General features: G+C 70.7%; 18 protein-coding genes. 14 read left to right on the plus strand and 4 right to left on the minus strand.

Annotated elements, in window-relative coordinates:
* Together ACY34M_RS19250 and ACY34M_RS19255 are read left to right on the plus strand one after the other, a co-directional pair.
* Window positions 1-2,566: hypothetical protein (locus ACY34M_RS19250; RefSeq protein WP_462722860.1), on the plus strand; the 2,566-nt coding region annotated here is incomplete at its 5' end.
* Between the two features lie 112 nt (window positions 2,567-2,678).
* Window positions 2,679-2,885, plus strand: a complete 207-nt coding sequence (locus ACY34M_RS19255; RefSeq protein WP_326018922.1) for an EF-hand domain-containing protein — start codon at window positions 2,679-2,681, stop codon at window positions 2,883-2,885.
* A 101-nt stretch (window positions 2,886-2,986) separates the two neighbouring features.
* Here ACY34M_RS19255 and ACY34M_RS19260 read toward each other — a convergent pair whose 3' ends face one another.
* Complete coding sequence (locus ACY34M_RS19260) at window positions 2,987-3,991, minus strand: helix-turn-helix transcriptional regulator (protein ID WP_462722861.1); 1,005 nt, start codon at window positions 3,989-3,991, stop codon at window positions 2,987-2,989.
* A gap of 362 nt (window positions 3,992-4,353) precedes the next feature.
* Here ACY34M_RS19260 and hemA point away from each other — a divergent pair, with 362 nt between their 5' ends.
* The 11 genes from hemA (at window position 4,354) to ACY34M_RS19315 (ending at window position 18,328) form a co-directional block, all read left to right on the plus strand.
* A complete protein-coding gene (gene hemA / locus ACY34M_RS19265) occupies window positions 4,354-5,568 on the plus strand; it encodes a 5-aminolevulinate synthase (protein ID WP_462722862.1) in 1,215 nt (404 codons plus the stop codon).
* Window positions 5,569-5,617: 49 nt separating this feature from the next.
* Entirely contained in the window at window positions 5,618-6,469 is an 852-nt protein-coding gene (locus ACY34M_RS19270; RefSeq protein ID WP_462722863.1) for a TauD/TfdA dioxygenase family protein, read from the plus strand.
* Entirely contained in the window at window positions 6,457-7,416 is a 960-nt protein-coding gene (locus tag ACY34M_RS19275; protein WP_462722864.1) for a 3-oxoacyl-ACP synthase III family protein, read from the plus strand. The genes ACY34M_RS19270 and ACY34M_RS19275 overlap by 13 nt, the downstream gene beginning before the upstream one ends.
* Window positions 7,413-8,618, plus strand: coding sequence for an ATP-grasp domain-containing protein (locus ACY34M_RS19280; protein ID WP_462722865.1), 1,206 nt, complete (start codon window positions 7,413-7,415; stop codon window positions 8,616-8,618). The genes ACY34M_RS19275 and ACY34M_RS19280 overlap by 4 nt, the downstream gene beginning before the upstream one ends.
* Window positions 8,615-9,628: a zinc-binding dehydrogenase gene (locus ACY34M_RS19285; RefSeq protein WP_462722866.1), complete on the plus strand. Its 1,014-nt coding sequence runs from the start codon at window positions 8,615-8,617 to the stop codon at window positions 9,626-9,628. The genes ACY34M_RS19280 and ACY34M_RS19285 overlap by 4 nt, the downstream gene beginning before the upstream one ends.
* A gap of 42 nt (window positions 9,629-9,670) precedes the next feature.
* Window positions 9,671-11,500: an aminotransferase-like domain-containing protein gene (locus ACY34M_RS19290; RefSeq protein ID WP_462722867.1), complete on the plus strand. Its 1,830-nt coding sequence runs from the start codon at window positions 9,671-9,673 to the stop codon at window positions 11,498-11,500.
* 73 nt (window positions 11,501-11,573) lie between these two features.
* Window positions 11,574-13,397 (plus strand): phenylacetate--CoA ligase family protein, encoded by a 1,824-nt coding sequence (locus ACY34M_RS19295; protein WP_462722868.1) that lies wholly within the window; start codon window positions 11,574-11,576, stop codon window positions 13,395-13,397.
* Window positions 13,397-14,665: an MFS transporter gene (locus ACY34M_RS19300; RefSeq protein ID WP_462722869.1), complete on the plus strand. Its 1,269-nt coding sequence runs from the start codon at window positions 13,397-13,399 to the stop codon at window positions 14,663-14,665. The genes ACY34M_RS19295 and ACY34M_RS19300 overlap by 1 nt, the downstream gene beginning before the upstream one ends.
* Before the next feature lie 472 nt (window positions 14,666-15,137).
* A complete protein-coding gene (locus ACY34M_RS19305) occupies window positions 15,138-15,344 on the plus strand; it encodes a hypothetical protein (RefSeq protein WP_462722870.1) in 207 nt (68 codons plus the stop codon).
* A gap of 215 nt (window positions 15,345-15,559) precedes the next feature.
* The gene (locus ACY34M_RS19310; protein WP_462722974.1) at window positions 15,560-16,960 is read left to right on the plus strand and encodes a basic amino acid/polyamine antiporter; all 1,401 of its coding nucleotides are present in this window, start codon (window positions 15,560-15,562) and stop codon (window positions 16,958-16,960) included.
* A 138-nt stretch (window positions 16,961-17,098) separates the two neighbouring features.
* Window positions 17,099-18,328, plus strand: coding sequence for a PP2C family protein-serine/threonine phosphatase (locus ACY34M_RS19315; RefSeq protein ID WP_462722871.1), 1,230 nt, complete (start codon window positions 17,099-17,101; stop codon window positions 18,326-18,328).
* Between the two features lie 57 nt (window positions 18,329-18,385).
* Here ACY34M_RS19315 and ACY34M_RS19320 read toward each other — a convergent pair whose 3' ends face one another.
* Window positions 18,386-19,249 (minus strand): DUF72 domain-containing protein, encoded by an 864-nt coding sequence (locus ACY34M_RS19320; RefSeq protein ID WP_462722872.1) that lies wholly within the window; start codon window positions 19,247-19,249, stop codon window positions 18,386-18,388.
* 92 nt (window positions 19,250-19,341) lie between these two features.
* Between ACY34M_RS19320 and ACY34M_RS19325 the strand changes: the two genes are divergently transcribed.
* The gene (locus tag ACY34M_RS19325) at window positions 19,342-19,926 is read left to right on the plus strand and encodes a dihydrofolate reductase family protein (protein ID WP_462722873.1); all 585 of its coding nucleotides are present in this window, start codon (window positions 19,342-19,344) and stop codon (window positions 19,924-19,926) included.
* A 47-nt stretch (window positions 19,927-19,973) separates the two neighbouring features.
* On the opposite strand, the gene ACY34M_RS19330 is transcribed toward ACY34M_RS19325, so the two are convergent.
* Together ACY34M_RS19330 and ACY34M_RS19335 are read right to left on the minus strand one after the other, a co-directional pair.
* On the minus strand, window positions 19,974-21,113 hold the full coding sequence (locus ACY34M_RS19330; protein ID WP_462722874.1) for an alpha/beta fold hydrolase: 1,140 nt from the start codon (window positions 21,111-21,113) through the stop codon (window positions 19,974-19,976).
* Window positions 21,114-21,283: 170 nt separating this feature from the next.
* Window positions 21,284-21,892 (minus strand): TetR/AcrR family transcriptional regulator, encoded by a 609-nt coding sequence (locus ACY34M_RS19335; RefSeq protein ID WP_462722875.1) that lies wholly within the window; start codon window positions 21,890-21,892, stop codon window positions 21,284-21,286.
* Window positions 21,893-21,902 lie beyond the last annotated feature (10 nt).

The raw sequence follows: 21,902 nt of genomic DNA on the forward strand, positions 1-21,902 counted from the left end.
GCCTGAGTCGCGTTCGTCGGTGTGGGTGGACCCCGTATCCCTGCCCACCACCGACAGCACGGCGGCCGACGTGCCCGCCCGTATGCCGACGGACCCGAACGCCGAGCCGACGTTCGTGCCGTTCCGTTCCAGGAACTACGAGTTCACGAACCTCAATCACACCGACGAGCGGTACCGCGACAAGGCGGTCCGGATCATTGACGTGCTGCGCGGGCACGAGACGATTCGCGATTACGTGGGCGACCGCCCTGTCCGGATCACGCTGCACATGCGCACCACCCAGACCCCCGCGGATGTCGCCGACCGTGGTGAGGCGGGCGTGGACATCAATCTCGCCAGCTACTACTTCGAGAAGTACGACATCGGGTACGTCATGGGGATGCTGTCCCACGAGATCGGGCTGCATCCGTTGGCATCCCGGGACACGGGGATTCCCGACGAGGAGGCCGGTCTCCGGGAGTTCCCTGTGCCCGTGCCGGGGCTCACGGACCTGAACCCGCCGCGCATCATGGACGCGCAGACTGCTGGTCAGGCGGACCACGTCATGGCCGCGTTCCCGAGCACGACGCGGCACCGGATCTACCGGGACATCGTGGTGCGGATGGCCGAGAACCTCGCGGCGGATGCGGACGCCGGTGTGGAGGGCGCGAAGAGGCAGGACGTCACGGACCTGATCGACACCTACCTGATGGATCTCGCGTCGATCGCCGTCACCAACGACCACCGGGCGAACGCGGTGTTCAGTCCGGGCCACACCGCTCGCGCCTACCAGGCGTACAAGGAACTGTTCGTCCAGCGGTTGGCGGTGAACAGCCCCGTACACGCGCTGGTTCCGGGCAACAAGAGCATGTGGGGCGTGGCGGCGGACTTCAAGACGCTCGCCACCGCAAGCCTGGGCAGGGGCAATCGTGGCGACAGCATCCAGCGCCCTCTGCCGCCCGCACCCGCTGCGGACGAGGCGCGTCCCCGGCTGCCGCAGCAGGCCACGAGCAGTGAGCCGGCCGACGAGGTCGACCTCCGGGCGCCGGTCGGTCCGCGCGACGACCGGCCGCGTTTCGTGGTGCGTTCGGGTTTCGACGCGCGGCGGTTCATGTTCGACGGCGAGCCGGTGACCGACCTGACCGTGCGCGTGGCGCTGCGCGGCGAGGACGGGCAGCCGGACCGGGTCTTCGGCCAACTGGACCTGGCGGTGACCGAGTTCTTGAACGATCCGGCGTACCGCCTGCCGAACGGTGACCGACTGCACGTGACGGTCCAGCACGTGAGCGCCGAGGACGCCCCGCACCTCACCGTGGACCTGATCGGCCGTGACCGGGCCATGGACCAGACGGCGTGGTGGGCGGATGCCGCTCCGGTGCAGCTGGCGCACGAGCTGACGCATCAGCTCGGTCTGCGCGACGAGTACCGGGAGGCCGGTGCCGCGCACCGGCCCCACATTCCCGGCAGCCTGCTCGGCGCCCTGCACGAGGGGCCCGAGGACTCCTCGCTCGCGCCGGCCGGTCTGCGGGGTCGGCACCTCGCCCTGATCAGCAGGCTGATCGGCGACGTAGACCTGCATTCAAGTGAGCAGGAGGGCGGGCAGGGTTGGGACGCGGCCCGCACCGACGCCACGCCCGTACCGCGCGAGGCCGTATGGGTCGACCCGGTCTCCCTGCCCCGGCCCGCCGAAGGCACCGACCCCACCGGGACGGCGACGGAGGTCCCGCCGCGCGCACCGGCGGACCCGGACGCCGCGCCCGACGTGGCACCCGCCTACGCGCCGTTCCGGTCGGGGAACGTCGAGTTCACCAACCTGAAGCACACCGACCAGCGTTACCGCGACAAGGCGGTGCGCATCATCGAACTGCTCCAGGGCCACGAGGTCGTCAACACCTACATCGGCAACCGCCCCTGCCGTATCACGCTGCACCTGCGCGACCTGCTGAAGCAGGAGCCCCCCGCCGACGTGGAGGACCTGGGCGACGAGGGCGTGCAGATCAACCTCGCCAGCTACTACTTCGAGACCTACGACATCGGTCACGTCATGGGGATGCTCGCCCACGAGATCGGCCTGCACCCGCTGGCCTCCCGTGACACGCGGATCGGGGTCGAGGAGGCGATGTTCGAGGGCGCGGAACTGCCGGTGCCGGGCCTTGAGGGGCAGAACCCCCGGAAGTTCATGACGACGGAGGGCGCCGGGCAGCAGGACCACATCATGGCGGTCTACCACCTCACGCGGCGGCACGGCATCTACCGTGATGTCGTCCTGGACATGGCCGAGTTGCTCCGGGCCGAGGGGCGACCCCGGGACGTCCGGGACCTGTTCGACTGCTTCCTGATGGATCTCGCCTCCATCGCCGTCACCAACGACCACCGGGGCGACGCGGCGAAGTCGCCCGGGAACACCGCGGCGTCCTTCAACGCCTACAACCAGCTGCTCCGCGAGCACCTCACGGAGAACGACCGGACCGCCCTGCTGGAATTCCTCCCGTCGAGGAAGACCTTCGCCGGCGTCCTGAACGACTTCCGCCGCCTCGGCACCAACGCCACGTTCTACAACAACGGCGACAGCATCCAGCCCGTCTGACCGGTACCGCGTGCGCGGACGGGAGTGGCGGGCGCCGCGGGAGCGGGTGCCTGGAGGTCCTAGAGTGGGGGCGGTCGTGAAACAGCAAGGAAATGAGGAACAAGTGGTCGACATGGCAGCCGCGGCGCGGAAGGTCTTCGACCGGTACGACGTCGACGGGGACGGGCAGTTGACTGCCGAAGAGTACCGGCAGGTCGTCGCCGAGCTCGGTGACACGGGTGTCACCGCCGAGGCCGCGCAGGACCTCATCGACACCATCGACAGCGACGGTGACCGCAAGGTCTCGTTCGACGAATTCCGGGCCTCCATGGGGCTCTGAACACGACGACACCGACTGTGCCCCCGGATCCGCTGATCCGGGGCACAGTCACGTATGAGGCGCGGACCCGGCCGAAGGCGCCCGTCCCCGACGCCGCCTGATCAGACCCGTCCGAGTTCGGAAGGCTCGGGAAGCTCCTCGTCGAGGAGGCCCGCCTTGGCGATCATGTAGGCGAGCTGGGCGCGGCTGCGGCTGTCGAAGACCTCCGCGGCCTTGGCCATGTGGCTGGCCACCGTCCTGACGCTCATCCCCAGCCGACCGGCGATGGTCTTGTCGGTATAGCCGTTGACCATCAACTGAAGGACCGCACGCCGGGTCTCGTCCAGCAGCAGGGGCGGGCGGTATTCGTTCGGGGTGCTGGGCAGCGGGGTGGCCCGCACCCAGGAGTGCTCGAAGAGGCCGACCAGGTAGCGGACCACCCCCGGATGTTCGATGGCCAGCGCGACCTGGCGGCGCTCCGACCCCGGGTCGGGGACGAAGGCGATCCTGCGGTCGCAGACGATGAGCCGGTCGAACACCTCGTCCAGCGTGCGCACTTCGGCACCGGCGGCCGAGACCCGCTCCACGTAGCACAGGGTCGGCCCGTGCGTGCGGACGGTGTGCTGGTAGATGGTCCGTTGGCGGACCCCGCGCTGCAGCGCCGGCAGATCGCTGGCGAGCGCCGCCTCCAGGAGCTCCTGCGGGCGGCCCCCTCCCGGCTGCGCGGTCAGGAGTTCCTCACGGCAGGAGTGCACGGCGGAGGAGAGCGTGGCGCTGATGACGTCCGCGCCGCGGATGACCCGCACGGACGCCTCGCCGTCGCCGCGTGCACTGCCCCAGTAGACCGACTCGGCCCGGTGCAGGGACGTGCGGGCCGCGCTGAGGGCGCGCTGGGCCTCCTCGATCGTCTTCTCCACCGGGCGCATCACCGCGTCGGCGGCCAGGCCCGGCGGAACCGCGGCGAACCGGCCCCCCGGCACCCGCCGCAACAGCCCCAGCGCGAGCAGGCATTCAGGACCTTCCTCTGCGACTCCGTCCCCCTGCAGGGCCTCCGCATAGAAGCTGAGGCCCTCCGCGCAGATCTCGGACACCGGGCTATCGCCCGCTATGACCAAGTTTGTGCACATATATCGATCCTTCATGTCCTGTCGTTGCACGTTCATGCTCCAGGACATCCCTTTGCCCGACCAGCGGCGCGCCCCATGATTCTGGTCACGGGCCTGATCAACACGGCCCGACAGAAACCTGGGGGGGTTTTCATGCGCAAGCAGCGCATTCTTCAGCACGCTCTCATCGGCTTCGCGGTTGCCGTTCTGGCGGTATTGGGGAGTTCCGCCGACGGCTTCGGGGGTGAGCGGGCCGGGACCGGGAGGACCGTGTCCGCAGCGCCGGCCAATGACCCGGGGGCGTCGCCGAACGACTCGCAATGGGGCTGAAGCGATCCGTTCGCCCGTCCTTCCGCTTCCACTCTTTTTCCGTAGGAGACGCCATGTCGGCCGTTCCGCTCGAATCACCGCTCGACTCTGTCTTCGTCGGGCTGCACAAGCGGCTGGAAAACCTCAAGGAATCCGGGCTCTACCGGGAGTTCACACCCTGTTCCTACCTGGCGGCCGAGCCCGGCCACGCAATCCACCAGGGCCGGCGCATCCAGGTCTGGTGCACCAACGACTACCTGGGCATGAGCCAGCACCCGGAGGTCATGGAGGCGCAGATCGCCTCCACCCGACGGCACGGCACCGGTAACGGCGGATCGCGCAACATCGCGGGAACCAGTGAGGCGCACGTCGACCTCGAACGCCGGCTCGCCGCCTGGCACCGGGCGCCGCGCGCACTGGTCTTCTCCAGCGGATACGTCGCGAACTTCGAGACGCTGTCCACGCTGCTGAACGCGGTTCCCGAGACGGTGGTCCTCTCCGATTCCCTCAACCACCGATCCCTGATCGAGGGAATCCGGGCCGCCGGAAACACCAAGCACGTATTTCCGCACAACGACGTACAGGCCCTGGAAGAACTGCTTTCCCAGTACGACATCGAGCGGCCCAAGCTGATCGTTTTCGAGTCGGTCTACTCGATGGACGGTGACATCGCGCCGATCCGCGAGATCTGCGATCTCGCCGACCGGTACAACGCGATGACCTACCTCGACGAAACGCACGCGATCGGCGTCAACGGCCCCACCGGCGCCGGAATCTGCGAGGAAATCGGAGAGTACCGGCCCACCTTCGTGCAGGGCGTCTTCGGCAAGGCCGTCGGCACCACCGGCGGCTATGTGGCCGGCCCCGACACCGCCCTGGACTACGTGCGCTCGCACGCTCCGGGATTCATCTTCACCACCACCATTCCGCGGTCGAGCCTCGACGCGACACGGCGCAGCCTCGACGTCGTCCAGTCCCCGGAAGGGGCCGAACTGCGCCGGGCGCTGCGGGAGAACGCGGTCCGTATGCGGGCCGCGCTGCACGCCGCCGAGATCGACTTCATCGACGCGCGGAGCCACCTCGTCCCCGTGCTCGTACCGGGCGGCGAGCGCGTCAAGCGCATCTCGCGACGGCTGCTCGACGAGTTCGACATCTACGTCCAGCCGATCAACTACCCCTCCGTCGCGAAGGGCGGAGAGCGGTTCCGCGTGACCGTCGCCCCCTTCCGCACCGAGGCGCAGATCGAGGAGTTCGTCGACGCCCTGCGCGTCTGCCTCGACGAGTCCTGAACCGCACCCGAACCGGTCCTACCCACCTTTTCACCCAGGAGAGACACCCATGGAGACACAGCAGCTGACCCCGTCCATCGGCGCCGAACTGACCGGAGTCGACGTCGAGGACCTGCGGCGCCCCGAGGTCTTCGAGCACTTCCTCGACCTCGTCCACACCCACGAACTCGCGGTGATCCGCGGTCTGGAGCTGACCCCGGCCCAGCAGATCGAGCTCGCCGCCAAGGTCGGCCGGCCCGTGCCGTTCCTGATGGCCAAATACCGGCACCCCGAGCACCCGGAGATCATGATCTCCTCGAACGCCATGAAGGCCAACCGGCCCGTCGGCGTCGCCCGGGTCGGGAACTTCTGGCACCAGGACTCCTCCTACACGAAGGACCCGGCGCCGTACACGATGCTGCACGGCGTCCAGGTGCCGAGCACCAGCGGCCACACCCTGTACGCGAGCGCCGCCGACGTGTACGAGCGCCTGCCCCGGGAGTGGAAGGACAGGATCGCCGGCCGAACGGCCCTGCACACGGTGACCAAGCGCCAGCGCATCTCCGCCGAGCACGTCGGCCTGTCCATCGCCGAGTTCAAGGAACTGGTCAACCAGGAGTATCCGCCCGTCGAGCACCCGCTCGTGCGCCAGGACCCGTACACCGGCCGCCCCTACCTGTACGGCGCCCCGGAGTACATGCACTCGGTGGTGGGCTTCGACGCCAACGAGAACGCGGAGTTCTTCGCGCTCATCGACGCACTCATCCAGGACCCCGAGCACGGCTACACCCACCGCTGGACCACCAACGACCTGGTCGTGTGGAAGACGGCGACGACCTACCACGCCGCGACCGAGGTGGCGCCCGGGGTGGACCGCACCGTGCATCGGGTGAGCATCGAGGGCGGGCAGTGGGCGGCATAGTCGACTTCGCCGTCGCCTTCCCCTCCGCGAGGGCCGACATCCGGGCGATGCACAGCGCCTCCGGGGTCGCCCTCGCGGACCTGGCACGGATCACGCACTGCGAGAGCTTCCCGGTGCTCGCCGACGGCGAGGCGTCCTGGGAGCTCGCGCTCCGCGCGGCCCGTACCGTGCTCGACCGCACCGGCGTGGCGGCCTCCCGGATCCGGCAGGTCGTCCACGCCGGGTCCGGCGAGTGGGAGCGGCCGTTCTGGTCCCCGGCCGCCAAGGTCGCGCACCTGCTCGGGGCCGATGACGCCCACGCCTTCGAAATCACGAACTTCTGCAACGCCGGAATGACCGCGATCCGCCTGCTGTGCACACAAGGCGCCCTGGACGAGGGCGAGCACGCCCTCGTCCTCATCGCGGACCGGCTCAGCCGGATGGTGGACTACCGTGACCCGGATTCCAAGGCTCTGTTCAACTTCGGTGACGCGGCTGCGGCGGTGCTCCTTCAGGGCGGTGCGGGCCGTTTCCGGTTCCTGCACTCCGCCATGCGCACCGACGGCAGCTGGGCCGACTACTACACGGGAGAACCGGCCGACGGCCGCGTCCTGATCCGGCGCGGCGCCCACCGCACGGGTCTCGCGGACGCCTACGTACGCCAGTTCACCGCCCTGGTCGACGAGAACCTCGCCGCCGTCGACCGCACCCGGGACGACATCGCCCACTTCCTGATCAACCACGGCGACCGCGACATGCACGAGCGGCTGCTCGGCGCCCTGGGCATCCCCGCCGAGCGCAGTGTCTTCAATTACGACCGCCTCGCCCACATGGGCGGAGCCGACACCCTCATCGCCCTCGGCGACCTCCGGGACGCGGGCCGGCTGCGGCCCGGCGACCTGATCATGCTCGCCACCAGCGCCATGGGCTTCAGCTGGGGCATCACGACCTTGGAGTACCAGGAATGAAGATCCTCGTCATCCACCAGGTGCCGTACCGGAAGATCTCCTATCACCGGGGCATCGACCACGAGCGGCACGACGTGACGTACATCGGTCACCCCCACCGGATGCCCGACCTCCCCGAGGACCTGCGCTGCGAGCGCATCGTCCTGGGCGCCGAGGAGGACCTGGTCGACGGCATCCGCGCCCGCACCTCACCGGCCGACGGCTACGAAAAGGTGCTCGCGCTCTCCGAGTTCGGCATCACCGAGGCCTGGCACGTCCGCCGGCACCTGGGCATCGCCGGTCCCGACCTCGATCGTCTCGAGCGGGTCCGCGACAAGGTGCGCATGAAGGAGGCCCTGGCCGGCTCCGGCCTGCGCTTCCCCCGCTTCGTGGCCGACCCCACGCCGTGCCGCCCGCTGCCGTGGCAGGGCCGTACGGTCCTCAAACCGCGCCGGGGCGCCTCCAGCGAGGACGTCACCGTGCACGAGACGGCCCGCGCGGCGCTCAGCGCCTACCGAAAGCTCCCGGAACGCGGGGAGTTCCAGCTGGAGGAGCACATCGACGGGGACATCCTGCACGCCGACGGCCTCGTCGTCGACGGCCGAATCGCGAGCCTGTCGGTCAGCCGCTACGTCAACAAGCCCGTCGACTACGCGTCGGGGACGCCACTCGGCTCGCACCAGCAGGAGGTCCTGCCGCGGTACCGGGACTTCGCCGAGCGGGCGGTGAGCGCCATCGGCATCGAAGAGGGCTCCCTCCACCTGGAGTTCTTCGAGACCGGCGACAGCGAGCTGATCTTCCTGGAGGTCGCCAACCGGGTCGGCGGCGCGGCCGTCGTCCAGAACCACGAGCGGCACACCGGGGTGCACCTCCCGTCCCACGAGATCGCCGTCCGGCTCGGACTCCCACGCCCGCAGAGCCCACCGCCCACCGGCCGCCACCACGCCTGGCTCGCCTTCCCCGGCCACCACCTGGACGCCGACGCCGGACGGCACATCGACGTGCCCGCCTGGATCCGCACCCACCCGTGCGCCGACCGGATCCACGTCCTCGCCCCGGACCAGGAGACCCCCCGACACATCACGTACCAGGAGTGGGAGGTCCCCGTCTTCATCGAGGCCTCCCACGGCGACGCCGGAGAACTGCGCCGCTTCCTCACGGAATGCGCCCGCGCCGTCTCCGTCACGACCCGGCCCGTGGCGGCGAAGGAGCAGGCGGCATGAGTGGCACCGCACCCACGGCCCGCGCCGTCCAGCAGCGTCGGCGGCCCCGCGGCAGGCCCGTTCCCGGGGACTTCACCGAGACCGAACTCGCCCTGCCCGCACTGGAGACGGGCGACGCCCTGGTCGAGAACCTGTGGCTGTCCGTGGACCCGTACATGCGCGAGTGCATGGACGGGGACTGGGACCTGGACAGCCCCCTCGAAGGCCGCTCCATCGGCCGCGTGACCGAGTCCCGCAGTCCCGAACTCCCCGTCGGCGCACTCGTCTTCCACCGCGACGGCTGGCGCACCCACACGGTGCTGACCGCCGACGACGCCCGGGTGCTGCCGCACCACGACGGAATCGCGCCGCAGACCTTCCTCGGCCTGCTCGGCGGCACCGGCCTGACCGCCTACGTGGCCCTCACCCGCATCGCCCGACTCCGGGCGGGCGAGACCCTCTACGTCTCCGCGGCCGCGGGCGGGGTCGGCACCGCGGCGGGACAGCTCGCCCGACTGCTCGGGGCCGGCCGGATCGTGGGCAGCGCGGGATCGCCGGACAAGGTCCGCATGCTGACCGAGCAACTCGGCTTCGACGCGGCCTTCGACCACCGAGCGGGTCCCTCACTCTCCGCCCAGCTCGCCGAGGCCGCACCGGACGGGATCGACGTCTGCCTCGACAACGTCGGCGGGGACCACCTCGAAGCGGCCATCGGCGCGATGCGTGAATCCGGCCGGATCGCCTGGTGCGGTGCCATCGCGCAGTACAACGCGTCCGCCGCTCCCGCGGCGCCCCGCAATCTCTTCGACCTGGTCGAGAAGAGCATCCGGCTCGAAGGCTTCCTCGTGGCCAACCACCGCGACGCGCAAGCCGAGTTGGAGGAGTTCCTGATACCGCACCTGCGGTCCGGGCGCGTCACCGACCGGCTCAGTGTCACGGACGGGTTCGAGCGGACCGTGGACGCCTTCCTCGGGATGCTGCGCGGCGAGAACACCGGGAAGTCCGTCGTGCGGCTCACACCGCGCGGCTGAGCGAGACCGCGCAAGCGATCCCAACGAAGCCGGAGACCCCTCATGCCCTCCTCGCCCTCGGGACTGCACGTCAACGTCGTCTCCCTCGGCCGCTCCCGGCGCGTCTGCGCCATCTGGAAGGTCGCGGGCCCCGTCGATCCCGCCCGGCCCTGCGCCTTCCCGGACGCACTGCTGCTGCCCCGCCGGGGAGCGGAACAGGACTGGGCCGCCGAGCTCGCGCTCGCCGCGCTGGACGAGCGGGGGGCCGGCGACGGTCCCGCCTGCGTCGACCTGACCACGCCCGCCGCGGGAGTCCGGTTCACCGCGCTGCGCCCCGGCCTGTGCCACCCGGACCTGATGGAGCTGTCCCGCGCGGCACTCGGCGGCGGCCACGCGGAGTGGACCGACCTCTCCCGTGGCCGCCCCACCACCTTCCACGCCACCGCCGCCCAGCCGTACACGCTGCACCGGCACGCCGCGGCCGTCGCCACCCACACCGAGGAAGGACCCGGCCGCGTCCACGTCCTGCACCGGCGCCCGGAGCACGTGCTGCGCGTCTACGCCGCCGCACGCCTCGCCCGCTCCGCGAACCCACCCGCCCCACTGATGTCCCAGCACCAGGAGACCGCCATGCCCGGCACCACCGAGCTGCGAAAACCCCGTCCCGCGCCTGCGGGCCACACCCTGCCCCCAGGCCCCGGCCTGGAGGCCCGTCTGTCGCGCAGCGCGCGGGCCATGGTGCCCTCGCAGGTGCGCGCACTGTTCGCCGCGGCGGGCTGTCCCGACGTGGTCTCGCTCGCCGGGGGCATGCCCAACCCCGCGGCTCTGCCCACCGAGGAGCTGGCCGCGATCACGGCCGCCGTGCTCCGCGACAGCGGCACCACCGCCCTGCAGTACGGCAGCGCGCAGGGCGACCCCGCCCTGCGCGAACGGATCTGCGACATCATGCACGGCGCCCGGATCGCCGCCCGGCCCGACGACATCCTGGTCACGGCCGGCTCCCAGCAGGCCCTCGACCTGGTGGCCCGGGTGCTGCTCGACCCGGGGGACACCGTCGTCGCCGAGGGCCCCACCTATGTCACCGCGCTCGGCACCTTCGCGGCGGCCGGCGCCAGGGTCGTACAGATCGGCATGGACCACGACGGCGTCGTCCCGGACGAGCTGGCCGCCGCATTCGCCCGGCAGGCCGCCCGGGGCCGCCCCGCGAAGATCTTCTACACCGTCCCGACCTTCCAGAACCCGACCGGTGTGACGCTCTCCGCCGGGCGCCGCCGCCAGATCCTCGACATCTGCCGGGCCGCGGGCGTCCTCGTCGTCGAAGACGATCCCTACGGCATGCTCCACTACGGCGGCGAACCGCCCCGGCCGCTCGCCGCCGACGCCCCCGGCCACGTCGTGTACCTCGGCAGCTTCTCCAAGACACTGGCCCCGGGCCTGCGCGTGGGCTGGGCGCACGCCCCCTCGGCCCTCACCCGCAAGCTGGTGCTCGCCGCGGAGAGCGCCGCGCTCTGCCACTCGGCTCTCGCCCAACTGACCGTGGACCGCTACCTGCGCACGCACTCCTGGGCCGACCATCTCGCCACCGCCCGCGCGGGATACCGGGAGCGGCGCGACACCATGCTGAACGCCCTGACCGAGGCCATGCCCCGGGACGTCTCCTGGACCGTCCCCGACGGAGGCTTCTTCGTCTGGACCACCTTCCCCGACGGCGTCGACGCCAGGGAACTGCTGCCCCGGGCCCTGGCCGCCGGAGTCTCCTTCGTCCCCGGCACCGGTTTCTACGCCGACGGCAGGGGCGTCCACCACGGCCGACTCTCCTTCTCCTACCCCGAGCCCGAGCAGACCGATCTGGGCGTGCGCCGACTCGCTTCGGTGATCGCCGAGCGCCGGTGACCCGACCACCCCTGCCCGCCTGACCACCCTGTCGCGCCCGACCACCCTGCCCGCCCGACCTGAGGACACACCCGTGAGGCACTATCCCACCGACCTTCTGCTGGCCGTCGAACACGTCGAGCGCGCCATCGACCGGGGTGAACTCGACGTTCTGCGCGCCGAGTTCACCCGCGCGGACAGCACCGCGTCGCTGCGCCGCTTCGACAGCGGCCAGCTCTACGAGGGCCTGGAACGCCTGCTCGACGGCGTTTGCCAGTACCCCTGGCAGCCCTTGACCGACAGCAACGACGTGCTGGAGACGGGGCCCGTCGGCACCGTCGTCCTCGACGACGAGTCCGCCGACGCCACGCTGCGCGGGCTCCTGCTCGCCTGGGCCCTGGGCAATCAGGTGATCGTACGCTCGGCGCGCCCCGCGCTGTGGACCGCCGTCATGGATGGCCTGCGCGAGGCCGGGGTCCCGCTGCCCGCGGGCACCACCGCCGAGCCCGGGGCGGACGTCCCCGGCGTGCCCGTCCGCGTGCCGCCGCTGCCCCTGGACGCGGTGCTCGCCCTCGACTGCACCGCCCCCTGGGTCCACGGGCTGCTGCGGCGCCGGCACCGTCCGGGCCTGTCGCTCGCCCGCGCCCGCAGCGAGGACACCGCGGAGTACGAGGGCAGGATGGCGGCGCGGATCCGCTATCTCCTCGCCCGCGCCCGGCGCACCCCGCACTACGCGGCACTGCCGCACGTCACGCACACCGCAGAACTCACCGCCCTGCCCGTACTGGACAAGGCCACGCTGGAGGCCAACTCGCTGCCCGCGAGCCGGGCGATGTGCGGCGACGGCGCGGCCACCGGCGAAGTCCTGCGCTCCGGTGCCACTGGCGGCAACCCGCGGTTCATCCGCTACGCGCGCGGCGACTGGGACAACATGGTCCGGGAGGCCGTGCCCGTCTGGTACGACCTCGGCGTCGAGCCCGGCGACCGCATCGTCAACACCCTTTTCGGCGGGGGCATGTACGGCGGACTGACCACGTCGTTCAGCGAGTTCTCCCGCATGCCCGTCGAGTGCTGCACCACGGGCCAGTTCGTCACGGTCGACGATCTGCTGATGCTCACCGAGAGCTTCCGCGCCAACGTCGTCCTCGGCATGCCCGCCCTGATCCTGCCGCTGCTGCGTGACGCGAAGCGGCGCGACCCCGCGTTCCGCATCGAGAAGGTCCTCTACGGCGGCACACCCATGACGGAGACCGACAAGGACTGGCTGCGCCGGGAGTTGGGGGCCCGCGTGGTCTCCAGCGTGCTCGCGGCGAACGACGGCGCCCAGCTCGGCCACCAGTGCACGCGGCTCGGCGGCACACTGCACCACGTCAACGACGACTACAACCTCATCGAGGTGGTCGACGAGGACGGCAGGCCACTGCCCGACGGCACGGCCGGCGAACTCCTCGTCACCTGCCTGCAGAAGTTCGAGGGCCCCCTCGTGCGCTACCGCATCGGTGACATGGGCCGCATCCTCCACCGCGACTGCCCGTGCGGGGTGTCCGGAAAGGTCCTGGAGTACCTGGGCCGCTCCGACGGCCTGATCCGCTTCAAGGGCGAGACCGTCCTGTACTCCGACGTCCTCGACGCCCTGGCCGAACTCCTGGTCTCCCAGCTGCAGATCGAGGTCCACACCGAGGGCAGCAAGGAGATCCTCACCATCCGCACCGAGTCCCCGCGGGCCCTGCGGACCGAGCACGTGCGGGAACGGCTCACCGCCATGTTCCCCGTCCTCGGCGCATGGCAGGACTTCGACGCCGGAATCGACCTGTACGAACTCAGGGTCGAGTGTCTGGCCGAAGGAGAACTGCCGCGCAACACGGTCAGCGGCAAGGTGAAGCCGGTCGTCGACCGCAGACTGGCGGTGGCTGCCTGATGTTCCGCGATCACGTGGCCCGCATGATGCTCGGGGCGATCTCCCTGTCCAGCATCGGCGTGGGCATCCACACCCTGGCGATGGGCCAGCTGCTCTACGAACGCACCGGCAGCCCGGCGGCGTTCGCGCTCGTCCTCACCCTGCAAGGAGTGGCCGCGTTCTGCGTGCTGCCGGTGTGCGGACCGCTCGTGGACGCGGTCAGCTCCAAGCGCGTGTACGCCCTGTGCGGGGTCGGCCGGGCCGTCACCGTCCTGCTGATCATCGGCCTCGCGACGCTGCCGGGCAGCCGGGCCGTGCCCTGGATGGTGGCGGTGGCCGCGCTGCTCGCCGTCTTCGACAACATCGAGCGCTCGGCCCTGTTCAAGCTCACCGCGCACCACGTGGACCGGACTCACATCACCCGCTTCAACAGCCTGATCGGGGTCGCCTTCCAGGCGGGCGCGCTCACCGGCATGGCACTGCTCGGCCTGATCCTCACCTGGAGCGGGGCCGGGCAGGCGCTCCTGGTCGACGTCGCCATGTCGGCCACCTGCGCGCTGGTGGTGAGCCGCGTCCGGCTCACCTCCGCCGAGAGCACCGCGCCGCTGTCGGCGCACACGCTCACCACCGCCATGGCCGGCACGGTGGGGGAGTGGCGGCGCATGCTGGGCCGCTACCGCGCGGACAAGGCGGTCTTCGTGATGATCGCCCTGTGCGCCGCGGACTTCGTCCTCGCCCAGGGGCTGAGCACCCTGGTCATCCCGCTGGCCGACGCCGCCCGCGGCGGCCAGGGTTGGTATATCGCCGCACTGGAGGCCACCTTCGCGGTCGGCATGATCAGCGCGTCGTTCTTCTCCGGCCGGCTGGTGTCCCAACGGCTGCTGCCCGTATGGCTGCTCCTCCAGGGCGGTGCCGCGGCGGCGCTGGCGCTCGGCGGGTCCAGCACGGTGCACTTCCTGGCCTTCTTCCTGGCCGGCTTCGCCAACCTCAACAGCCTGACCTGGCTGCTCACCTCGCTCCAGCAACGGGCCGAGGACGACGCCAAGGGCAAGATGGCCTCCCTTCGGCTGCTCGCCATCGGCCTGGGCACCGCCGCGCTCATGCCGATGGTCGGCTGGTTCGCCAACACCGGCCTGACCGACGGCTTTTGGAGCCTCGCGGCCACCATGGCCGTCTTCGCACTGGCCGGAACCTGGGTCTCCCGCACCTACACACCACCGGTGGCCCCCGGCCACCCGGCGCCGCCGGCACCGGATCCCGAGGCGGTGCCGGCGGAGCGCACTGCCTGAATTGCGTGGCCGGAAGTCCTGTGCTGCCGGGACTTCCGGTCCGTCCTTTTACTTTCGCGTGTGACCTCTTTCCTGAAAGGCTGACGAATTCAGCGCCGGAATCATGGTGCGCGTGCGTTCTTTTCCCCCACGGGCGAGGCGCCCCGACCCTCGACCGGCCAAGGTGACGGTGCCTCAACTCCTTGTCTGGTCAGTCTTGTTCGTGAGTCATGTCGGACCAATGCCACCTCTCCCCAGGACGAAAGTCCCTTGCGGATGCATGCGGACAGACACCTGTTTGACCCCGGTAAAGACTCTTGTACGGTGAATTTGCGCACAGCAAGGAACTCCTTTCAGAGGATTCCCGTCCGCGCACGGTCCGCCGAAGTCGGCGGCTGGGATGCCGCCGCCGAGGCTTGTGAATCTGTCAAAGAATCCGCCTTCCGTGCCCGCCCGAGATGTCGCACAGGGGCGCGGGCCACAAGGAGCCGACATGGCAAGCACACTCGACCGAGCAGCACCCGCGGCGGAGAACGCCGCGCAGGATGCACCGCCCCCGCAGGACGACACACCGTCGTGGACCCTCCACGTCCGCGCCGGCCCCTGGCCGCGCCGCGTACTCACCGTGGCCGCGACCGTCCTGTTGACCGTCATGGCCCTCGGGGTGCTCACCGCCGTCGGCTATCTGATCACGGCTTAGACGACCGGAACCGTCCGTCGTCGCCCCTCGCCCGACCAGACAACCAGCTCAACGTGTGACCAACGGAGTCCACCGTGACCGACCTACAGGCATCGCCGCACACCGAAACCCCCACCTCCCCGCCGCCCCGCCCACCCACCTCCCAGTCCACCCCGCCACGCGAGCCGAGTACGCGGGAGCCGCGCGGCAAGCGTGCCGGTCTCGCCCTGACCACGATGGTCGGCATGGTCGTCGGCTCCATGGTCGGCGCCGGCGTGTTCTCCCTGCCCGGCCGCTTCGCCCAGGAGACCGGCGTGGGTGGCGCGCTCATCGCCTGGGCCGTCGCCGGCACCGGAATGCTGATGCTGGCGCTGGTCTTCCAGCGCCTCGCCGTCCGTCGACCCGATCTCGACTCCGGCGTGTACGCCTACGCCAAGGCCGGCTTCGGGCAGTACGCCGGTTTTCTGTCCGCCATCGGCTTCTGGGCGAGCGCGTGCGTCGGCAACGTCGTGTACTGGGTGCTGATCATGTCCACGGTGGGCGCGCTCTGGCCCGCTCTGGGCGCCGGAGACACCCTGCTCGCCGTCGCCCTGTCGACCGTGGGACTGTGGGGCTTCTACTTCCTCGTCCGGCGCGGCGTCCGTGAAGCGGCCCTCCTCAACCGTGTCGTCACCGCCGCGAAGGTGGTGCCGATCATCGTCTTCGTGGTCCTGGCCGTGTTCTTCTTCGACCCGGGAGTGTTCGCCGACAACTTCGGTGGCGCCCCCTACGCCGGGTCGATGCTCGACCAGGTCGCCGGCACCATGCTGATCACCGTGTTCGTGTTCCTCGGAATCGAGGCGGCCAGCGTCTACTCGCGCCACGCCCGCCGCCGCGAGGACGTCGGCCGCGCCACCGTCCTGGGCTTCCTGGGCGTCTTCGCGGTCTTCGCCTCGGTCACCATCGTGTCCTACGGCATCATGCCGATGGGCGAGATCGCCGAGCTGCGCCAGCCGTCGATGGCGGGCGTCCTGGAGCACGCGGTCGGCCCGTGGGGCACGGCGTTCGTCAGCGTCGGACTGATCGTCTCGGTGCTCGGCGCGTACCTCGCCTGGACGCTGATGGCCGCCGAGGTCCTCCACGTGGCGGCCCGCAGCGACGACATGCCGCGCTTCCTCAAGCGCACCGCGCACGGGGACGTACCGGTGTCCGCCCTGCTGATGAGCACCTTGCTGTCGCAGGTGGTCCTGGTGATCACGATGTTCTCCGAGAACGCCTTCAACTTCGCCCTCGACCTCACGAGCGCGCTGGCCCTGATGCCGTTCCTGCTCGCCGCCGGGTTCGCCGTGCGGTTCGCACTGCGCCCCAGTACTCCTTCGGGTCCCGCCCCCGTGGCGTCCCGACGGCACCGCGCGGGGCAGCTCGTGATCCCGGTGGCCGCCACGGCCTACTCCCTGTTCCTGCTCTACGCGGCCGGGCCCGGGTTCCTGCTCCTGTCCTGCCTGCTGTACGCACCGGCGACCGTGCTGTTCGTACTGACCCGCCGGGAACAGGGCCGGCGGGCCCTCTCGCCACCGGAGATCGCGCTGTGCGCCCTGGTCACGGTCGGCGCGGTGCTGGCGGTCCTCGCACTGGCCCTCGGCTGGGTCACCCTGTGACCCTCCCCGGCCTGACCTGATCGCCTCTTGAGGCACGTAAAGCAGGGGACAAGGTGCCCGCTTCCGGGACCTTGGTCCCCTGCGGTCAGGACTTGGGACAGCTTCCCCTGCTCATTCCCCACATGCTGGACTTATTGAATGGTGAATGACCTCATCGAGCGTCTCTCCGCCACGGCATCCGCGCCGGGACCGAAGTCCGGCGGCAGCCGGGACACGGTCTCGCTCGCCGATCCCACTCACGACACGGCGTCCGCCTACGCGCCGCACCGGGGGTGGCTCGCACTGGCGCCGGCCCTCGTCCTGCTGGCGGTCGTGGTGGTCGACGTGACCACCTGCGAGATCTTCCGCAGCATCGGCTGGATGGTTCTCGTCCCGGGGCTCGCCGCGCTGCTGTGCGGGTTGCGGACCACCGCGGCCTACGGCGCACTCACCGTCCTCGTCTACGCCCTGGTCGACCTGCACTCTCCGGGGGGCGGCCTGACCGGCCTTTCGGGCTTCGTCCTGGTCCTGGTCTCCGCTGTGGGCGCGCTCGCCGTGTGCAGCGCCCGGCTGCGCGCCCAGCGCCGGACCGACCACATCCGTGAGATCGCCGAGACCACCCGCCGCACCGTTCTGCGCCCGCTGCCCTCCCACTGGGCCGGGCTGGAACAGGCCGCCGCGTACACCACCGCCGATGTCGCGGCACAGGTCGGCGGCGATTTCTACGACATCCAGCCCTCGCCCCACGGCACCCGCCTCGTCCTCGGTGACGTCCAGGGCAAGGGCCTCGACGCCGTGGCCTGCGCCTCCGCGCTCATCGGCAGTTTCCGCGAGGCCGCTTTCCACTCGTTCGCACTGGCGCAGGTGGCCCTGCGCATGGACCAGCGGTTGCGGCGCCACCAGGAGCACGTGCAGGCACTCGGGGGGGACGAGAGCGAGCGCTTCGCCACCGCGGCGCTCATCAACTTCCCCACGGGGGAGGCGCGGGAACACGGCGAGACCCACGTCGAACTCGTCAACTGCGGGCACCTCAGCCCGCTCGCCGTCGGGCCCGGCGGCGTGCGGCCCCTGGCGGGCGACGCCGCGCTGCCACTGGGCATGCTCGGTCTGACCGGCGAAGCACCGGCCTCCGTCTTCGTTCCCGTGCGGGCCGACGAGACGCTGCTGCTGGTGTCCGACGGGGTGACCGAGGCCCGCGACGCGAACGGCCGCTTCTACCCCCTGTCCGAGGACCTGGACCGCGCCCTCGCGGACGACCCGGGTCTCACGGAACCCCAACGCCTGGTCTGGTACGTCCGGGCGGCCGCCGCACGGCACGCGGAGAACGGCCTGACCGACGACACCACGGTCCTCGCCGTCCGCCGCGACCCACACCCCGATGCGGGATGACACGGGCCGCAACGCCGTCCCGTACCGACGGCGGACGGCCGTCACCGCTCTTGTGCATCACCTGACGGGTGCCTGATCCGCCCGCAGCAAGTGGACCAGCTGCTCGGCGGCCCGTACGGCGGCGTCCGCGCAGCAGTTGTTGAACAGGGCGTGGACCTTTTCCGTCCGGTCGGCCAGCTCGCGCAACCGGGGCAGCCACTCGACGAGTTCGGCTTCGGAGTACGCGTACCGAAAGCGGTCCTCCTTGCTCCCGCGCCCCCATGACGCGCTGCGTCCGTGGAACCGTACGACGGCCAGCCGGGACGTGGTGACGGGGGCGACAGGCGGCACGGAGGCAGGCAGACCCTGGACCACGTCGACGGCGACGGCCGTCATGCCGTGGTCCGCGAGCAGGGTGCTGGTGGCTCCGGCCTGCTCCGCGCGCCACCAGTCGGGGTGCCGGAACTCCACGGCGATCGGCCAGCCGTCCGTGCGTCGTGCGGTCCGCGCGAGGATCCGCTCGGCCTCGGCGCCGGGCCTCAGCCACGGTGGGAACTGGAACAGCACACTGCCGAGCCGACCGGCCCTCCGCAACGGTGCGATTCCCTCGGCGAACCGCGACCACACCGCGTCGACAACGCCGCTGTCCCGGGCGTTCGGCGGCAGCCCGTCCGGCAGGACCGCCGCGCGGGTGGGATGCCCGGTCAGGAGTGAGAAGGCCTTCACGTCGAAGGTGAAACCGTCCGGCGTGCGCTCCACCCACATCTCGCTGACGCGCTGCCGGGGCAGGGCGTAGTACGACCCGTCGGCCTCGACCACGGGGAACCGCCCGGCGTAATACCGCAAGCGCCCCTCTGCGTCCCGCTGCCCGGAGGGATACCAGCCGCTGCGCACCAGCGCCGGATCGGTCCAGGAGCAGGTGCCCACGAGTATGTCGCCCATACGGCACCGGTACCCACGCACGGGGCGGCGATGAGTTCCCGGTCCGGCACCGGTCACCACTACGACATCCCTACCTCGGGAGGAGCAGGCCGATGGCAAGCCTCATGGTGGACTTCATCATCTCGCTGGACGGGTACGCGTCCGCCGAGGGTTGGCCGGGATACTGGGGCATGGAGGGGCCCGAGTACCTGGCGTGGCTCGACAGCGAGGGCGAGCAGCAGCACCTCAGCCTGATGGGGGCCACGACCTATCGGCTGATGTCGGGGTTCGCCGCGCAGATGCCCGACGATCCCTCCTTCGCCCAGCTGAACTCCATGCCCAAAGTGGTCTTCTCGTCGACCCTGGAAGCGCCTTTGAACTGGGAGAACACCGAACTGGTCAGGGGCGACGCGGTCGAGGCCGTCCGGGAGATGAAGAAGAACGGGGCCCGGCCGCTGCGCACGATCGGCAGCCTCACGTTGTGCCGGTCGCTGCTCGAGGCGGGTCTCGTGGACCGTTTCCGTGTCGTCGTCTTTCCCGTCGTGACCGGCGCCACCGGAAGGGAACGGATCTTTGACGGCTATCCCGACATCCGTCTCGATCTCGTCGAGAGCCGCACCTTCGACGGCCGACTCCAGTTGCTGGAGTACATCCCCACCGTCCTCGACGGGCCGCCCGGCACCGGGTCCATTGGGTGACCGGCGACGCTCGGCCTTCCACGGGATCGCGCCCGCGGCCGTGAGGCTCAGAGGCGGGGAAGGCGGAGAGCGTGGAAGAACGTGGTGATGTCGTCGGCGAGCAGGGCGGGTTCCTCGTGTGCGGCGAAGTGTCCGCCGCGGGGCATGTGCGTGTGGCGCGTGAGGCGGTAGGTGCGCTCGGCCCAGCTTCGTGGCGGTCGGGTGAGGTCGGCGGGGAACTGGGCGAGGGCGGTGGAGACGTCCACCCGCTCCACGCGCCGGGTCAGATGGTGCGCGTACTCGTAGTACGGCCGGAAGGATGTGGAGATCGTGCCGGTGAACCAGTAGAGGGACGCCTGGGTGAGGAGGAAGTCGTCGCTGAAACGGGTGGACAGGACGCCTTCGCAGTCGCTCCACGCGCGGTACTTCTCAACGATCCAGGAGAGCAGTCCGGCGGGGGAGTCGTTCAAGGCGGGGGCGAGGGTGAGAGGGCGGGTGTTCTGCTGGTGCATGTACCCGCCCTCCTCGGCCTGCCAGACCGCGGCGGCGGCCAGGTACGTCTGCTCCTCGGACGTCAACGAGGCCGGGTCGTGGCCGGCCGGGGCCGCGGCGGCGAGCAGGTGGATGCCCACGACGGCCTCGGGGTGCGCTTCGGCGAGCCGTGAGGTGATGCCGGCGCCCAGGTCTCCGCCGTGGGCCGCGTAGTGCCGGAAGCCGAGGTGGTCGTGCATCAGCCGGTGCCAGAGCTCGTGGGTCTGCTCGGTGAGGGTGGGCCGTTGCGGGGAGAAGACGAAGCCGGGCAGCGAAGGAACGATCACGGTGAAGGCGTCCCCGGGGTCTCCGCCGTGGCGGGAGGGGGAGGCCAGTCGTTCGGCGAGGGCCGTGAGTTCGAGGACGGTGCTCGGCCAGCCGTGGGTGAGCACGATCGGCAGGGCGTCGGGGCGCTCGCCGTCGTAGCGGAGGAAGTGCACCGGTGTGCCGTCGATGTCGGCGAAGTGGGACGGCAGGGCGTTGACGGCGGCCTCGTGGGCCCGCCAGTCGTAGCCCGAGGCCCAGTACGCGACGAGGCGGCGGAGTTCGGCGGCGTCGGTACCCGCATCCCAGCCGTCGACGGGCCAGGGCTCGGCCCACCGAGTCGCCCGCAGTCGGGCGCGGAGGTCGTCCAGGTCGGCGTCACTGACCTCGATGACGGGGGCGGTGGTCGGCACGGTGTGCTCCTTGGTTTCTGTGCTCAGGGGTGCAGGTGTGGCGAGGCCGGTGTCGGTCGCCTCCGCGCGCGAGGCCCGGGGCAGGCGGCGCCGCCGGGGACGAGCGGGACGACCATGACGGCGGCGATCATCGGCAGGGCCGCCGCGTGCACGCTCGGCGGTGCGGGTGTTCACCTGCCCGGATCGACAGCCGGGCCGAGCGTCTGCACGACGGCTGCCCGGGTCTCCTCACGCGGTTCCCGCTCTGTGGAGAGCAGCGCGTGCATGATCTTTCCTTCCAGGAGGGCGTCGAGACGGTTGGCGGTCTCCGGTCCCGTGAAGCGGGCCAGCACCTCCCGGCTGGATCTGGTCCACTCCTGGGTGAGCGCGCGCAGCGTGGGGTCGCGCAACGCGGCCAGGTGCAGTTCGAAGCCGAGGACCGCGCTGCGGTGCCTGGACGGCCCTCCCCGCACCTGCTCCACCAGGACGTCGATCAGGTCCTCGCGCGAGGACACCTCGGCGAAGAGCGCCGCGTACTCGGTGCTCCGCTGCTCGACGTACCGGGCGAACGCCTGCATGCACAGTTCGGGCAGGCTCGCGAAGTGATACGTGACGGAGCCCAGCGGTACGTCCGCCCTGGCGGCCACCTTGCGGTGAGTGATCCCCGCGACCCCGTCCTCCGCGAGCACGTCCAGCGCGGCGTCGAGCACGCGCTCCCTGCGTCGCGGATCGTGGCGGCGGGTGCGTCGCCCTTCGGCGCCCGCTGTCCGCTGCCCCTCGGGCGTTTCCTTCTCGCGCATAAGAACAAAA

The organism is Streptomyces sp. EDA2-14 (genome assembly GCF_054963755.1).

What these genes read in the sequence shown, in the direction of transcription:
- ACY34M_RS19325 (WP_462722873.1), top strand. Translation starts at nt 19,342, where the DNA reads ATGGCAAGCCTCATGGTGGACTTCATCATCTCGCTGGACGGGTACGCG.
- ACY34M_RS19290 (WP_462722867.1), top strand. Translation starts at nt 9,671, where the DNA reads ATGCCCTCCTCGCCCTCGGGACTGCACGTCAACGTCGTCTCCCTCGGC.
- ACY34M_RS19310 (WP_462722974.1), top strand. Translation starts at nt 15,560, where the DNA reads ATGGTCGGCATGGTCGTCGGCTCCATGGTCGGCGCCGGCGTGTTCTCC.
- ACY34M_RS19300 (WP_462722869.1), top strand. Translation starts at nt 13,397, where the DNA reads ATGTTCCGCGATCACGTGGCCCGCATGATGCTCGGGGCGATCTCCCTG.
- ACY34M_RS19270 (WP_462722863.1), top strand. Translation starts at nt 5,618, where the DNA reads ATGGAGACACAGCAGCTGACCCCGTCCATCGGCGCCGAACTGACCGGA.
- ACY34M_RS19285 (WP_462722866.1), top strand. Translation starts at nt 8,615, where the DNA reads ATGAGTGGCACCGCACCCACGGCCCGCGCCGTCCAGCAGCGTCGGCGG.
- ACY34M_RS19335 (WP_462722875.1), bottom strand. Translation starts at nt 21,892, where the DNA reads ATGCGCGAGAAGGAAACGCCCGAGGGGCAGCGGACAGCGGGCGCCGAA.
- ACY34M_RS19320 (WP_462722872.1), bottom strand. Translation starts at nt 19,249, where the DNA reads ATGGGCGACATACTCGTGGGCACCTGCTCCTGGACCGATCCGGCGCTG.
- ACY34M_RS19315 (WP_462722871.1), top strand. Translation starts at nt 17,099, where the DNA reads ATGGTGAATGACCTCATCGAGCGTCTCTCCGCCACGGCATCCGCGCCG.
- hemA (WP_462722862.1), top strand. Translation starts at nt 4,354, where the DNA reads ATGTCGGCCGTTCCGCTCGAATCACCGCTCGACTCTGTCTTCGTCGGG.
- ACY34M_RS19305 (WP_462722870.1), top strand. Translation starts at nt 15,138, where the DNA reads ATGGCAAGCACACTCGACCGAGCAGCACCCGCGGCGGAGAACGCCGCG.
- ACY34M_RS19255 (WP_326018922.1), top strand. Translation starts at nt 2,679, where the DNA reads ATGGCAGCCGCGGCGCGGAAGGTCTTCGACCGGTACGACGTCGACGGG.
- ACY34M_RS19280 (WP_462722865.1), top strand. Translation starts at nt 7,413, where the DNA reads ATGAAGATCCTCGTCATCCACCAGGTGCCGTACCGGAAGATCTCCTAT.
- ACY34M_RS19260 (WP_462722861.1), bottom strand. Translation starts at nt 3,991, where the DNA reads ATGTGCACAAACTTGGTCATAGCGGGCGATAGCCCGGTGTCCGAGATC.